Source organism: Amycolatopsis sp. NPDC004625 (genome assembly GCF_040609695.1).
Classification (GTDB): domain Bacteria; phylum Actinomycetota; class Actinomycetes; order Mycobacteriales; family Pseudonocardiaceae; genus Amycolatopsis.
The window spans coordinates 305,961-320,550 of sequence record NZ_JBEXKX010000003.1; the positions used below are offsets into that span (position 1 = coordinate 305,961).

Sequence of the window (14,590 nt, forward strand, 5' to 3'; positions counted from 1 at the left end):
CTAGGCGAGCCAGGACTTCGCGGTGGTCACTTCGGCCAGCCGCTCAGGGATCGGGGTGACGCCGAGGCCGGGGCCGGACGGCACCGGCAGCCGGCCGGCTTCGAGGACGAACGGTTCGGTGATGTCGGTGCGGTAGAACCGGTCCGACGCCGAGGTGTCGCCGGGCAGGGTGAACCCGGGCAGCGACGCCAGCGCGACGTTGGCGGCCCGGCCCAGCCCGGTTTCCAGCATCCCGCCGCACCAGACCGGGATGCCGTGCGCGGCGCAGACGTCGTGCACCCGCCGGGCTTCGAGGTAGCCGCCGACCCGGCTCGGCTTGATGTTGACGATCCGGCAGGCGCCGAGCCGGATCGCGGCCGCCGCCGACCGCGCCGAAACGACGGTCTCGTCCAGGCAGATCGGCGTGCGGAGGTGCTGGGCGAGCTCGGCGTGGCCGAGCACGTCCTCCTCTTCCAGGGGCTGCTCGATCAGCAGCAGCCCGAACGGGTCCAGCCGCTGCAGCTGCGGCACGTCCGAGAGCGTGTACGCCGTGTTCGCGTCGACCTGCAGCAGGATGTCGTCGCCGAAGCGCTCGCGGACCGCGCGGACCGGCTCGACGTCCCAGCCGGGTTCGATCTTCAGCTTGATCCGGAGGTACCCGGCGTCGAGGTAACCGCCGACGACGTCGAGCAGCTGCGGGATCGAGTCCATGATCCCGACGGACACCCCGCACGGCACCGAGTCCGTTGTGGACCCCAGAGCGGTGCCGAAGGAGCTGCCGCGCGCCCGCAGTTCGGCGTCGAGCACCGCCATCTCCAGCGCGGCCTTGGCCATCCGGTGGCCCTTGAACTTCGCCAGCAGCGGCGCGACCCGGTGCGCCGTGAGGTCTCCGGCGGCGAGGAGCGCGGGCACGAGGAAGGCACGCAGCACGTGTTCGACGCCGTCGATGTACTCCGAGGAGTAGAGCGGGCCGGCCATCGCCCCGCACTCGCCCCAGCCTTCGCCCTCGGACGTCACCGCCCGCAGGAGCAGCAGTTCGCGGTCGGCCTGCGTGCCGAACGACGTCCGGAACGGCGCCACCAAGGGCATCCGCACGCGCAGGAGTTCCACCCCGGTGAGTTTCACGACGACTGCTCCCTCGCGACCACGTACCAGCCGGCACGATCGAATCCGGTGACCGCGGCCCCCTCGGCGAGCAGGCCGCCCAGCACGTCCCGCACGGCGACCCGCCACGCGCGGCCCAGCCCGGGGTCGGCGCGCCGGAGCGCCTCGATGTCCGGTGGCACGGCGACGAGCACCACCGGCGCGTCCGCGGGGCCGGTGACCGGCGCGCCGGCGGGATCCGCCGCCAGCGCGACCGCGGCGCCCCGAGCCCGCAGCGCCGCCGCGTCCACCCGGTCCGGCCGGCCCGCGGCGGCCGCCCGGACGGCCGGGCTCGTCAGGTCCCAGGCGACCATCAGGCGGTCGGTGTCGCCGGTGCTGTTGATGCCGTCCTGCATCCGGCCGTAGAAGTCGGGCAGGTAGAGCTCCGGGCGGGCGGCCAGCTTGGTCAGGTTGAAGTGGGCGTTGCGGCGCACCAGCGGGTCGAACGTCCACGAGATCGCCGTGACACCCTGGCGCAGCGCCCACGCGCGCTGGTGCAGCTTGAGCGCGAAGCCGATGCCGCGGCCGTGCCCGGGGGCCGCGACGCCGGCGATGTGGCTGTGCAGTCCTCCCTTCGCCGGCTCGCCGAAGAACCCGAAGCAGGCGCCGAGCAGTTCGGGGCCGTCGAACGCGCCGGCCACGTAGTTGCCCGCCGACACCATGGCCCGCAGCAGCTCGGCCGTCACCAGGGGATCGCGCGGGGCGCGCTGCCAGATCGATTCGAAGAGCTGCGACACGGCGGCCAGCTCGGTGACCTCGGTCAGGGTCCGGATCCGGACGCCGGAGGCGAGCGCGGCGCCGGCCGCCGCGGCGGCGGCCTCGTCCCGCAGCGGCGGGGCTGTGTTCGTCACGACTTCTGTCACGCCCACCATCCTTTCCGGACGCTCGCGCCGGGTCACCGTTGTCCCGCACGGGATTCACCCGGTTCGTTCGTCGGCGCGGACGAATTCCCCCGCGCCAGAACGGTTTCCGTGAGCGTGGCGAGCAGCGCGGTGCGCCGGGGCAGCTCGGCGACGACGACGTGTTCGTCGTCGGCGTGGGCTCCGCCGCCGACCGCGCCGAGGCCGTCGAGCGTCGGAACGCCCAGTCCGGCGGTGAAATTGCCGTCCGACGCGCCGCCGACCGCGGCCTGGGTGAGCGTCCCGGCGGCGAGTTCGTTCGCGAGCACGAACAGCTCCGAAGACGCTTCCGCGTCCAGCGGTGCGCGGTTGATGCCGCCGGCGATGTGGATCAGGGCCGCTTCGTCCACCGGCGCGAGACTTCTGATGGCGCGGTCGACGCGCTCCTGTTCGGCCGCGTCCCACACCCGCACGTCGACGGCGACGCTCGCCTCGGCGGGCACGGTGTTCGTCGTGGTCCCGGCGCTCAGCGCGGTCGGCACCACGGTGGTGCCCCGGCCCGCGTCGGCGAGCGCGGCGATCGCGAGGATCTGGTGGGCGATTTCGACCCCCGCGTTGACGCCCTTTTCCGGTTCGAGCCCGGCGTGCGCGGCGCGGCCTTCGACCTCGACGCGGTAGAGGGAAACGCCTTTGCGGCGGGTCTTCAGCGCGCCGCCGTCGGCCGAGGCTTCGAGCACGAACACCGCGTCGCAGCTCTTGGCCTCCCCTTCGATCAAGGGGCGGGAACGCGGCGAGCCGATTTCCTCGTCGCCGGTGACGAGGATCGCGAGGCCGTCACGGTCGGGCAGCGCGGCGGCCGCGTGCAGGGCCATCACCACCCCGGCCTTCATGTCGAAGCAGCCGGGTCCGCGCAGGATCCCGTCGCGGACTTCGAAGGGGTGCGTGCGCAGGGATCCCAGGGGCCACACGGTGTCGTGGTGGCCGAGCAGCAGGACGCGCGGCGGGCCGTCGCCGAACCGCCAGCGCAGGTGCGTGCAGCCGTCGGTGACGATCCGTTCGGGCTCGACGCCGAGCAGGCGGCGGCCGATCCCGGCGACGACCTCGGCGCTGCGCGCGACGGCTTCGTGGTCGGCCGACGGCGATTCGCAGCGGACGAGCGCCTCGATGTCGTCGATCACCGCGGCTCACCCCGCAGCGGCCGGCCGGGCAGCGCTTCCGCGTCGAGCTTTCCCTCGGCGATCACCGGAACTCCGGCGACGTACAGGTGCCGGACCCCCTGTGAAGGCCGCGTCGGCTCGGCGTAGGTGGCGGTGTCGGTGACCCGGTCGGGATCGAGGACGACGACGTCGGCGTCGGCCCCGGCGCCCAGGTGGCCCTTGCCGCGGGCGGCGGGCGCGACGTCGTCGAGCAGCCGCGAGGGCAGGTACGAACAGCGCCGGAACGCTTCGAGCCAGCTCCAGGCGCCCGTTTCGCGGACCATCAGCCGCAGGGTCTTGGCGAAGGTGCCCGCGGTGCGCGGGTGCGTCGTGCCGCCGGGCGGCAGCGGCCACTCGGTGCTTTCGGTGCGGCCGTCCGGCCAGTGGACGGGCATGGCGTCGCTGGCCACAACGGCGTCGGGGAAGGCCAGTGCCCGGTGCAGCAGGGCGCGTTCCCGGGGGTTGTCCTCGTCGAGGAACTCGAGCAGGCACGGCGCACCCGGGTCGTCCCGGCGCAGCTGCCGCAGGCGGCCCTCGTCGCGCACGCGCTCCCCGGTTTCGAGGATGACCACGCTCGACGGGCGGAGTCCCTTCATCCGCAGGCGTTCCGGCTCGATGAAGGCGGCGCCGACGGCGGTGCTGCCGGCGCCGTAGGGGTAGGCCTCGACGGTGACGCGGGAGCCGGCGCGCCGGGCGTCGCCGAGGGTGGCGAGGACGCGGTCGAGGTGGTGGCCGGAGGTGCTGTTGACGTGGCAGTGGTGCATCGCGGCGCCGGTCTCCCCCGCCGCGGCGACGATCTCCGTGGAGCCGTCGACCGGGATCGCGGGGTCGACCTCGACGAGCTCGCGGACGTGGGTGTAGGTCGGCACCCCGGCCAGCGCGGCGAGGTGGGCGACGGCGAGGAACTCCGCGGGCGCCGACTGCGGCGCGTAGCCCATGAGGACGCCGATGCCGAGGGCGCCGGCCGCGAGCTCGGTGTCCAGCAGCGACAGCCAGGCGGCCAGTTCCTTCGGCGACGAGGAGCGTTGCCACGCGGGGTTCCCGAGCACGGCCAGGCCGCTGCCGATGTTCGCGTCGGGCGCGATGCCGGCGAGCACCTGCGCCCGGGCGGCGCCCCAGGAGGCGGAGAAGCCGTAGTGCAGCGGCCGCCCGGCCGCGGCGGCCTCGGCGTAGGCCCGCTCGACGGGCATCAGGCCGGCTTCGAGGTCGAGCGCGGTGGTGACGCCGTCCACGGCCTGCAGCCGCTGCCCGGCGATCGCGTGCACGTGGCTGTGCAGGTCGACGAACCCGGGCCCGACGACAAGCCCCCGGACGTCGACTTCGGCGGCGTCGGCCGTCAGGTTCGCACCGACGGCCTCGATCCCGGCCTCGGACAGCAGCACGTCGGCGACACCGTCGAACCCGCTCCCCGGATCGACGACCCGCCCGCCCCGCAAGAGTGTCCGCACCCGCCGCCTCCTCGTCACCGCCCGATCGAGGTGACGTTAGGAGGATTCGGCCCGCGGCCGTTCGTGCACGCCGACGAATCCCGGCGGCGAGATCCATCCGCCCGGACGAACCGACCCCCTGGGTACGCGAACCGACCACCTGGGTACGCGAGCCGACCGCTCAGGTACGCGAGCCGACCACCCAGGTACGGGTGCGCACTCGACCGGGGCGCACCCGCGTGCTCGCGGGATGCGCGACACGCGAACCGACCGCCCAGGCACGCGAACCGACCCTCGAGGTACGCCAACCGACCGCCCAGGCACGCCAACCGACCGCCCAGGTACGCGACCCGACCGGCTGGGTACGCGAGCCGGCCCGGTCAGGACGCCGGGGTCACCGGGGCCAGCAACAGGCCCGTGATCGCGTCGATCAAGCCCGTTCCCGCGTCGTTCCAGCTCGCTCGCGGGGTCGGGGTGCCCTCCGCCAGGGCTCGCTCGCGCTCCGCCGTCATGTGGATCATCAGCTGGCGGGCCATGTCGCCGCGCTCGGCGCGGACCTCCGGGGGGAGGCCGTGCAGGCAGCGGTTCAGGCCCTCGACCGTGCGGGCGAGGACCGGGGAGGACAGCGACTCCTCCGCGAGGATCGCCCGCAACGCCGGGTCGGTCATCACCTGGGCGCTGAACCGCGCGAACCACGTCGGCGAGCCCAGCTCGTGCAGGTAGCTCGTCGACGGGCGGACCAGGCAGGCCACCCAGTCGCGCAGCTCGCCGTCGCCGTCGATGGTCTCGAGCAGGTCCTCGCGCAGCCGCTCGATGCGGCCGAAGTGCTTGCGGGCGATCGCGCGGACCAGGTCCACTTTGGTCCCGAAGTGGTAGTTGACCGCGGCGTTGTTGCCCTGCCCGGCCGCCTCGCTGATGTGCCGGTTCGACACCGCGTGCACCCCGTGCTCGGCGAACAACCGCTCCGCCGTCACGAGGATGCTCTCCCGCGTGGCACTCGCGCGATCCGCCTTGACGTTCATCCACCCACCCGCATCACCCGAACGCTCTGCCGGAACCCACCTTACGGATGCGGTCACCGGAGCCGGCCCAGCCACGCCCGGGCCGTGGCCAGGTAGCGGCGGCTGAACCCGCTCGACGGCGCCCACGCCTCGAACCCGTGCGGCCCGCCGGGCGCGACGTGGAACGTCGTGCCGACGCCGGCCGCGCGCAGGCGCCGGGCGTATCCGGCGGCTTCGTCGTGGAACAGGTCGATGTCCCCGACGCCGATCCACGTCTCCGGCAGCCCGGTGACGTCGTCGCGGCGGGCCGGCACGGCGTAGCGCGGCACGACCGGTGCGCCGGGTTCGGTCCCGAGGTAAGCGCGCCAGCCGAAGCGGTTGAGGCGGTTGTCCCAGACGCGGTGGCCGGCGTCGTCGAGCGCGCGCCGGGCGGCGGTGCGGTCGTCGAGCATCGGGCAGAACAGCCACTGCGCGCGCGGCCGCTCGCCCTCGTCGTGCAGGCGCTGCACGAGCGCCGCCGCGAGCCCGCCGCCCGCGCTCTGCCCGCCGACGACCACCCGCTCCGCGGCGACGTCGCCCCGCAGCCACGTCCAGGCGGCGTGGCAGTCGTCGAGCGCCGCCGGGTACGGGTTTTCCGGCGCCAGCCGGTATTCGGCCGACACCACGGTGATGCCGAGCTCGGCCGCCGTCCCGGCGCAGAACCGGTCGTCCTGGGCCGCGCCGCCGATGACCAGGCCGCCGCTGTGGATCCACAGCAGCGTGAGGTCCGACTGCGGCGTCCGCGGCCGGTACACCCGCAGGCCGGGGTGCAGCTCGACGGTGACGTCCGGCCGCGACGGCGGCCGCATCCGCGCGGTCGCCGCCCGCACCAGGCGCCGCACCCAGGCCCGCTCCAGCGGCAGGCGCGGCATCCGCCGGACCCGCCCGCGCAGCTCGGGCGCCACCGCGGACAGCGGCACGGTCACTGCACCGACCAGCCGCCGTCGGACGGCAGCAGGGCGCCGTTGACGTTCACGCCGTCGTCGGCGAGCAGGAAGGTGATCGACGCGGCCAGCTGCTCCGCGGTGGCGATGGGCGGGATCAGCCCGAGGAACTCCCCGATCCGGCCCTGCCCGAACGCCGACGGCTCGGCGTGCATCCCCATCCCGGTGGCGACGCCGCCCGGCGCGACGGCGTTGACGCGGATGCCGTGCGGCCCGTACATGAAGGCGCAGCTGCGGGTGATCCCGACGACGGCGTGCTTCGAGGCGGTGTAGGCGATCCCGGCGGCCGAGCCGCGCAGCGCCGCTTCGGAAGCGACGTTCACGATGGCGCCGGCGCCCGCTTCGAGCATCGCCGGGACGACCGCGCGGATGAGCCGGAACGTCCCGTCGACGTTGACGGCGAAGACGCGCCGCCACAGCTCGTCCGTGACCTCGTGCGCCGGCGAGAAGTCGTCGACGACGCCGGCGACGTTCGCCAGCCCGTCGATGCGCGGGCCCGCGGCGGCGAGGATCCGTGCCACGCCGCCGGAGTCGGTGATGTCGGCCGGGACCGCGACCAGCTCCGGCGAGCCGAGGTCGGCGGCGAACTCGTCGAGCCGGCCGGCGGAGACGTCGACCGCGACGACCCGGCCGCCTTCGCGGGCGATCCGCGACGCGGTGGCCCGCCCGATCCCGGAGGCGGCGCCGGTCACCACGACGGTCCGGCCCTCGAACCGGCCGGGCACGATCCGCTCCCGCCACCCGCTCCGGCCGGCCCCGGGCTCCGGGACCACGCCGTGGTTGGCGCGGCTGACGAGGTCGTCGACGACGTCCTGGGCCAGCCGGCCCTGGCTGAGGGCGACCAGCTGGCGCAGCGGCAGCAGCCGGACCGGCGCCAGGACGGTCTCGTCGACGCCCGCCTCGGCGAGCAGGGTGCGGATGAGCGGACCGCCGTCGGGGTGGGCGACCCACTCGCCGATCGGGGTGTCCGCCGTGAGCGGTTCCGTGGTGGTCATGGCGGCAGCATACCCGATTTTAAATCAATCGCTTGACGTAATAGTGGCGAGATCCCGGTGGAGCGTGGCTGTTCAGCCACTGGCCGCCGAGCGGGCGGGTTCCTAGCGTCGGACCGGTGATCGAGATCGTGGCGCCGATCCTCATCGGCCTCCTCTACGTCCTGCTCAACTCCCCGATCCCCGAGCCGCACCGGCGGCGCTTCAACGCGGTGATGGTCGGCGGCGCGGGCGCGGCCTACCTCTCCGGCGGCGCGCTCGGGCCGTGGGAGCTGGTGTTCTGCGCGGTGCTGACCTACGTCGCGTTCCGCGGGCTCGACTCGTGGACGTTCATCGGGATCGGCTGGCTGCTGCACACCGGCTGGGACGTCGTCCACCACCTCAAGGGCCAGCCGATCCTCCCGTTCGCCCACGGCTCGTCGTTCGGCTGCGCGATCTGCGACCCGGTGATCGCGATCTGGTGCTTCACCGGCGGCCGGCCGGTGTGGACCCGGCGGCGGGTTGGTACCCGGCCGCCGGGGGTACCCGGCACGGCATGAGTGCCGAGGTCGAACGCGCCGCGCACGCCTACTGCCCCCGCTGCCACCCGGATCCGCGCCCCGGGGACGTGATCACGGCGTTGTGCGGCGCCCGCCACCCCTACCACGGCCGCCGCGACCGGCCGGTGAACACCTGCCCGGCCTGCGTGACACTCGCGTCGGCGAACGTCTACGCCTGCGGACACCCCGGAGCCTGAGGACGGAACCGCCGGTTTCGGGTGTTCCGGAACCACCCGGCGAACCGACCACCTACGCTGACCGGCATGAAGAGGGTGGGGATCGCCACGGCGACCGCGGCGGTCGCCGCGCTCGCTCTGGCACTGGTGCTCGGTCTGCTGGGCGGGACACCGACCGGCGCCGGGGACAACGGGGACGGTTACCGGCTGTTCTGCGGGCCCGGGCTGACGCCCGCCACGCCGAACCACAAAGCGAGCTGGCTGGGCGGGGTCGTGCTGGACTTCGGGCGGGGCACGCCGTGCCCGGACCCGCAGCCGTCCAGCGCCGCGGTGCTGTTCGGATCCGTCGCCAACGGGGGTGGCGCGTTCAGCCTGGTCAAGCTCGGCTGGCTGTACGTGCTGCTGGTCTTCCTGGTCACGCTGCTCGCGGCCTGGGCGGTGCAGGCGCGCGGCCCGCTGCGGCTGCTGTTCCTCGTGCCGCCGCTGCTGCCGCTGCTCGAACCGTCCTTCGCGCGGCTGTTCATCTCCACCTTCGCCGAGCCGGCCGGGCTGTTCGGCGCCTACACGCTGCTGCTCGGGGTCGCGGTGATCGCCGCGACCCGGGCCGGTGACGGCTTCGCGCGGCTGGCCGCGCTCGTCCTGGTTGCCGCCGGCGGGGTCGTGGGCGGGCTGGCGAAGATCGGGTTCCTGCCGCTGTTCGTGCTGGCCGTGCTCGTCTGCGCGGTCACCGCCGCCCGGCCGGGCGGCGGCCGGTGGTGGACCGGCCGGATCGTGGGTCCCGCCCTGGCCATCCTGCTCGTGCTGGAGATCATCGCCCCGGTGCGGGCGAACCTCGCCTGGCAGGAACGCAACTACGCCGACGTCAACGCCGTCAACGTCGTCTACACCCTGACCCTGGCCGAACTGCCCGGCTCGGCGCCCCGGCTCGGCCTGCCCGAGTCCGCGCAGAGCAGCGCCGGGCACGCGTACTACCCGGAGGGCCCCGAAGCGCTCGCCGGCTCCGACGTGCTGCTGGAGGACCCCAGCACGGTCAAGCACAAGGCGTGGGACCTGCTGCTGGAGCACCCGTTCGTGCTGGTCCACGCGATCGGCATCGGCCTGCAGGCGACGCTCGGCCGGAGCCTGCCCTACCTGCCGGACCAGCCGTGGAGCCCGGTCAGCCGGCCCCCGGACGGCTCGGCCCCGGTCAGCGGCGACATGGGCGGCGACGCGACGACGTTCCAGCAGTGGCTCGACGGGATGGGCATCCCGTGGCTGCCCGCCCTGCTCGTCCTGCTCGGCCTGGCCGCCGCGGTGGTGGCGCTGGTGCGCCGCCACCGGTCGACGACCCGCTACGGGACGGTCGCCGGCGTGGCGGTGACGAGCGCGCTCGGCATCGCGGCGATGGCGGTGGTCGGCGACGGGTACTTCGAGATCGCGAAGCACCTGTGGCTGGCGGCGTACCTGCTCGACGTCACGGCGATGTCGTTGTGCGTGATGGTGGCGCCGGTCGTGCTGCGGCGGGGCCGGGAGCTGTGGAACCGCCGCCGCCGTCCCGAAACGGCCGTGCCGCCGGCCCGGGAACCCGAGCCGGCGGCACCGGTCAGCTGACCCGCGTCACGAAGCCAGCGAGGACAGCGGCACCGCGAACACCGCACGCCCGCAGACCTGGTCCTTCGCCGTGCAGTCGGCCGTCGACCACTCCGACTGGGACCACACCAGGCCGGTCGACCAGTCGTAGGTGAGCGCCTCGGGGTGGACCGCCCAGCAGGCCGTCGTCGACGTCGATCCGCACGTGGCGGAGGTGCTCTTCGCCGTGGTCTGGGTCCAGAGCTGGCCGTTGGTCGTGGCCGAGCTGTGGGCGACGTACCACTTGCCGTCGTGGGACAGCACGCCCTGCATGTTGCCCACCGAGCTGCGGAACGCCTCCGACGCGGCCACCGTGCCGGACGACGCCGCCAGCAGGTAGTCCGTGCCCGTCGGGTAGCGGTAGAGGCGGCCGTGGAGGGTCTGGTCGGAGAAGTACTCCGTCGTCACGATCGACGCCGGGGACGTGCTGCGGTCCAGCGACATCGACGAGAAGCACGGCACGCCCGTGTCGGAGGCCATGCTGCAGGTGCCGCCCGCGTAGGTGTAGTAGCCGATCTGCATCATCGCGTACTTGTAGGTGTAGGCGGCGTACCCGCCCGAGGTCCTGCCGATCGCGTTCGACGTCGTGTCGGTCATCTGCAGGATGTGCTTGGTGCTGAACACGCGGATGGCGGTCGAGGTGCTGCCTTCGGCCGTCACGTAGATCTTGTCGCCGTACCAGGCCATCCCGCCCATGTGGGCCTGCGCCGCGGAGAAGCTGCTGCCGGTGCTGTTGGGCACGGCCAGGTAGAACATCCGGTACGACGGCGAGGCGGGGTCGTCGTAGTCGATCGCCTGGATCCGCGCGTCGTTGTAGCGGCCGAGCGCGTCGGTGCCGTGCCATCCGGACAGGATGATCCTGTCGTTGCCCCACATGCCGTCGTCGTCGGCGTCGCCGGAGGTCGTGATGCCCTGCGGGCTCCACGTCGTCGTCCCGGCGCGGTCGGCGTCCCAGCACATCGACCTGGTGGCCGCCGGCGCCTTCGGCAGCGCGGCCTTTTCCGCGCCGGTGCAGCCGGTCATGGGGTAGCTGGGGTCGTTGACGACGGTGTTGAGGCTGACGTTCGGCAGCGCGTTGTCCAGCGCGGTCAGCGCGGCGGCCGGGGTGGCGTGCCAGACCAGGTTCTGCTTGGCCGTCGTCGTCAGCGGATCGCTGTAGGCCGCGCTCGCCGTCCCGGGCCACGCCAGCGCACCGGCCGCCACGGCCAGCGCGAGGAGGAGAACTTTCCGAATTCGCATGGGAGCCAGTACGCCAGCGGGCGATCCAAATTCCGTACACCGGTGTTGTACGGCTCTTGTACCGGCTATTCCTCCCGCAGGTGCGCCAGGCTCGCCGTGCGCCACAGCGCCGGCAACGTCACCGCGGTCACCAGCAGCACCGCCGCGGCCGCGGTGGCCGTGAGGAGCCCGATCGTCGCCAGGTCGACCACCATCGGGCGGTGCACCACCAGGGTGAGCAGCAGCCAGTCGAGACCGAGCCCGGCGAGCACCGCGACGAGGGCCGCCACCGCGACCGGGATCGCCAGCTGCCACAACAGGGAGCGGGCGAGCACCCCGCGGCCGACGCCGTTCGCCCGCAGCGCGGCGAGGGTGGATCGCCGTTCCCGCAGTTGTTCCCACGCCGCGATCAGCAGGCTGCCCGCGGCGAACAGCAGCACCAGGACCGAGCCCACCGAGAGCACCCGGGTGATCAGCGCGGAGGTGCCGTCCCGTTCGGTGCCGAGGGAGCTGACCCGGCCGTGCCAGCCCACGAGGTTGCGCACCCGCTCGACGACGTCGGGCCCGGCGGCGGGGATCCTCGCGTTCGCGCTCAGCGGGACACCCGCCGCCAGCGCGGCCGGTGTGACGAGCAGCGCGGCCCCTTGCCCGTCCGTCACGTGGTATCCGGCCACCGGAACCGTCCACTGTGGAGCGGACGTGCGGTCGGCGCCGTCGGCCCAGAGCCGCTCCCCCGGTGCCGGGCGGTGCTCGCCCGTCGCGTGGACGTCGCCGTCGCGGCAGTCCGCGAGCGCGAGTTCGGCGCACGTCCCCACGACGATCGAGACCGTCTCCCCCGCCGCGTTCCTCAGCAGGCCGCGGGTTTCCACGGGCACGCCGCCGAGCCCCGGCAGCGCGTGCAGGCCGTCGGCGAACGCCCGGGCGTCCGAGACGCTCGTGACGAAGGCCGTCGCCAGCACGCGGACGTCGCCCACCGGCGGCGGTTCGCCCTCGGCGCGCGCGTAAACCCCCTGCAGCGCAATGGATCCGGCCAGCACGACGGCGATGCCGCTGACCAGCCGCGCCGCCGTGGCGCTGTCCAGCTGGAGCCGGCGCACGGCCAGCAGCCAGGCCGGCGAGCCGCCGCCGAGCAGGCCGGCGACCCGCTCGACCAGCCACGGCAGCAGCACGGGGACGGCCGCGAGGACGAGCACCACCCCGGCGATCACGAAGGGGTCCCGGGCGTCCTCGGCGCCCGCCCGGCCGGCCACCAGTGCCCCGCCGGCCGCCAGGGGCAGCAGGCGCCACCACAGTTTCCGGCGAACCCGCGTCCCGTGCCGCACGACGCCGAGCGGCTCGATGACGACCTTCCGCAGCGCGAAGACGGCCGCCGCGCACGCCAGCACCGGCAGTGCCAGCAGGACCGGCACGCCGAGGCGCCAGTCCGGGACGACGTCGGCGGCGAAGATCCCGCCCCGGAACGCCGAGACGGTGATCTCCGGGACCAGCACCCGCACGAGCAGGAACAGCGCCGCCCCGACGACGAGCCCGGCGAACGCGCCGAGCAGCGCCTCGCCGGCGGCGATCCGGCGGACCTGGCCGCGGTCCGCGCCGACCAGCCGCACGGCGGCCAGCCGCCGGTCGCGGGCGGCCGCGGCGAGCCGGGTGCTCGCGACGACGAAGACGAACACCGGCACCAGGCACGTCGTCGCCCCGAGCACGACCAGCAGGAGCTGCAGGGAGTCGAGGCCGCGCCGGACCGGTTCGCCGCCGAACCCGCGCACCGGGTGGGCCTGCGGCTGTGCCGTCACGTCGCCGGCGCCGAGGTAGAAGTACAGCTCGTTCGGCCCGGTCAGCCCGGCGTCGCCGATCGTGCCGATCACCCGCTGCGGGAACCGCGGGCGCAGCAGTTCCCCCTCCGGGGACTGCAGGAGCGCCGCGAGGGCCGGGGAAAGCACGGCCTCGCCGGGCCCCGGCAGCCGGTCGACGCCCGGGGCCGCGGGCCGGCGCGGCCCGGTCGGCTGCACGAGGTAGCCCTGCAGGCCGCGGCCGCGGAACTCGTCGCTGCGCTCGGCCGCGAACACGGGATCGACGCCGCCGGCGGCCTCGGCGACGGGCATGCGGGCGGCCGAGCGTTCGGCGCGGGTGTCGAGCATGTGCGGCAGCGAGGTGGCACAGAGCAGGACGACGACCCCGAGCCCGACGCCGGTCGCGGTCAGGGCCAGCCGTGCCCACGCGGTCCGCGCACCACCGCCGCCGAGGGCGAGGCGCAGCCCGAGCGCCAGGTCGGCGGCCCAGCGCGGCCTCACCGGGTCACCTCGAACTGCCGGGTCCGGCCATCGCGCACGACCACCTCGCGGTCGGAGTAAGCCGCGACGCGGGCTTCGTGCGTCACCAGGACCACCGCCGCGTCGCGGTCGCGGGCGGCCGTTGTCAGCAGCTGCATCACCTGCTCGCCGTTCAGGGAGTCCAAGGCGCCCGTCGGCTCGTCGGCGAAGATCACGCGAGGCGAGGTGACCACGGCCCGGGCCACGGCCACCCGCTGCCCCTGCCCGCCGGACACCTCACCCGGGCGTTTCCGCTCGATGGCGGCGAGGTCGAGTTCGGTCAGCACCTCCCGAGCGCGCCGCGCGGCGGCCCGCCCGCGCACGCCGTTCAACCGCAGCGGCAGCGCCACGTTCTCCAGGCAGGTGAGCTCCGGGACCAGCCGGCCGAACTGGAAGACGAAGCCGAATTCCGTGCGGCGCAACGCCGAGCGCGCCCGGTCGGACAGCAGAGCCAGGTCCGCGCCCAGGTACCGGACCGTCCCGGCGTCCGGCCGGACGATCCCGGCCAGGCAGTGCAGCAGGGTCGACTTGCCCGCCCCGGACGGGCCCATCAGGGCCACCACCTCCCCCGCGCGCACCCGCAGGTCCGCCCCCGCGAGCGCCTCGGTGGGGCCGTACGCCTTCCGGACCCCGGCGGCCTCCAGCAGCACGTCGCTCACGCGATCTCCTCCGCCAGCCGGCCGAGCCGGGCCGCGGTCAGTTCCAGCCACCGCAGGTCGGCTTCGAGGTGGAACAGCGCGTGGTCGCAGATCAGCTGGTCGACGAGGTCGCCCCCGGTCTTGCGGCGGGTCAGCTCGCGCATCGCGTCGAGGTGGGCGGCCCGCTGGACGTCGAGGACGTCGGCGGCGGGCCGCCCGGACAGCAGGGCGAGCACGACCTTGGTGTACAGCGTGTTCTGCAGGTACGCCTCGGGCTTCTCCGGCGTCGACAGCCAGGTGCCGACGTCGGCGACCCCGGCTTCGGTGATCGCGTAGCGCTTGCGCTCGGGGCCGCCGTCGACCTCGACGCCGTCGGCCTCGACGAGGCCCTGCTTCAGGAGCCGGGCCAGCGTCGAATAGACCTGGCCGTAGTGCACGCGGCGGTCGTGCCCGAAGCGGTCGTCGTAGGCCCGTTTCAGGTCGTAGCCGTGCCGGGGGCCGTTCTCCAGCAACCCGAGCAGGGTGAGTCCGATCGACATGCCGGC

Annotated in this window: 14 protein-coding genes; 3 read left to right on the plus strand and 11 right to left on the minus strand. The window is 74.3% G+C overall.

Annotation, left to right across the window (positions count from 1 at the left end):
- The 7 genes from menC to ABZW17_RS05115 all read right to left on the minus strand — a co-directional run bounded on the left by menC (position 1) and on the right by ABZW17_RS05115 (position 7,563).
- Positions 1 to 1,104 (minus strand): o-succinylbenzoate synthase, encoded by a 1,104-nt coding sequence (gene menC / locus ABZW17_RS05085; RefSeq protein ID WP_354809771.1) that lies wholly within the window; start codon positions 1,102 to 1,104, stop codon positions 1 to 3.
- The gene (locus tag ABZW17_RS05090) at positions 1,101 to 1,994 is read right to left on the minus strand and encodes a GNAT family N-acetyltransferase (RefSeq protein ID WP_354809773.1); all 894 of its coding nucleotides are present in this window, start codon (positions 1,992 to 1,994) and stop codon (positions 1,101 to 1,103) included. Before ABZW17_RS05090 ends, menC begins: the two co-directional genes overlap by 4 nt.
- A 23-nt stretch (positions 1,995 to 2,017) precedes the next feature.
- Positions 2,018 to 3,139 carry a M20 family metallopeptidase gene (locus ABZW17_RS05095; RefSeq protein ID WP_354809775.1) on the minus strand — a complete coding sequence of 374 codons (1,122 nt, stop codon included), beginning with the start codon at positions 3,137 to 3,139 and terminating at the stop codon, positions 2,018 to 2,020.
- Positions 3,136 to 4,605: an amidohydrolase family protein gene (locus ABZW17_RS05100; RefSeq protein ID WP_354809777.1), complete on the minus strand. Its 1,470-nt coding sequence runs from the start codon at positions 4,603 to 4,605 to the stop codon at positions 3,136 to 3,138. Before ABZW17_RS05100 ends, ABZW17_RS05095 begins: the two co-directional genes overlap by 4 nt.
- A gap of 359 nt (positions 4,606 to 4,964) precedes the next feature.
- Positions 4,965 to 5,606: a TetR/AcrR family transcriptional regulator gene (locus ABZW17_RS05105; RefSeq protein ID WP_354809779.1), complete on the minus strand. Its 642-nt coding sequence runs from the start codon at positions 5,604 to 5,606 to the stop codon at positions 4,965 to 4,967.
- A gap of 53 nt (positions 5,607 to 5,659) precedes the next feature.
- On the minus strand, positions 5,660 to 6,550 hold the full coding sequence (locus ABZW17_RS05110) for an alpha/beta hydrolase (protein WP_354809781.1): 891 nt from the start codon (positions 6,548 to 6,550) through the stop codon (positions 5,660 to 5,662).
- Entirely contained in the window at positions 6,547 to 7,563 is a 1,017-nt protein-coding gene (locus ABZW17_RS05115) for an SDR family oxidoreductase (protein WP_354809783.1), read from the minus strand. The genes ABZW17_RS05110 and ABZW17_RS05115 overlap by 4 nt, the downstream gene beginning before the upstream one ends.
- 116 nt (positions 7,564 to 7,679) lie before the next feature.
- Here ABZW17_RS05115 and ABZW17_RS05120 point away from each other — a divergent pair, with 116 nt between their 5' ends.
- The 3 genes from ABZW17_RS05120 (at position 7,680) to ABZW17_RS05130 (ending at position 9,865) form a co-directional block, all read left to right on the plus strand.
- A complete protein-coding gene (locus tag ABZW17_RS05120) occupies positions 7,680 to 8,099 on the plus strand; it encodes a DUF6010 family protein (protein WP_354809785.1) in 420 nt (139 codons plus the stop codon).
- A complete protein-coding gene (locus ABZW17_RS05125) occupies positions 8,096 to 8,296 on the plus strand; it encodes a hypothetical protein (RefSeq protein WP_354809786.1) in 201 nt (66 codons plus the stop codon). Before ABZW17_RS05120 ends, ABZW17_RS05125 begins: the two co-directional genes overlap by 4 nt.
- Positions 8,297 to 8,362: 66 nt before the next feature.
- A complete protein-coding gene (locus tag ABZW17_RS05130; protein ID WP_354809788.1) occupies positions 8,363 to 9,865 on the plus strand; it encodes a hypothetical protein in 1,503 nt (500 codons plus the stop codon).
- A gap of 6 nt (positions 9,866 to 9,871) precedes the next feature.
- Here ABZW17_RS05130 and ABZW17_RS05135 read toward each other — a convergent pair whose 3' ends face one another.
- The 4 genes from ABZW17_RS05135 to ABZW17_RS05150 form a co-directional block, all read right to left on the minus strand.
- Complete coding sequence (locus tag ABZW17_RS05135; RefSeq protein ID WP_354809790.1) at positions 9,872 to 11,122, minus strand: hypothetical protein; 1,251 nt, start codon at positions 11,120 to 11,122, stop codon at positions 9,872 to 9,874.
- A 65-nt stretch (positions 11,123 to 11,187) separates the two neighbouring features.
- On the minus strand, positions 11,188 to 13,389 hold the full coding sequence (locus tag ABZW17_RS05140) for an FtsX-like permease family protein (protein WP_354809792.1): 2,202 nt from the start codon (positions 13,387 to 13,389) through the stop codon (positions 11,188 to 11,190).
- Entirely contained in the window at positions 13,386 to 14,066 is a 681-nt protein-coding gene (locus ABZW17_RS05145; protein WP_354809794.1) for an ABC transporter ATP-binding protein, read from the minus strand. Before ABZW17_RS05145 ends, ABZW17_RS05140 begins: the two co-directional genes overlap by 4 nt.
- On the minus strand, positions 14,063 to 14,584 hold the full coding sequence (locus tag ABZW17_RS05150; protein WP_354809796.1) for a PadR family transcriptional regulator: 522 nt from the start codon (positions 14,582 to 14,584) through the stop codon (positions 14,063 to 14,065). The genes ABZW17_RS05145 and ABZW17_RS05150 overlap by 4 nt, the downstream gene beginning before the upstream one ends.
- Positions 14,585 to 14,590 lie beyond the last annotated feature (6 nt).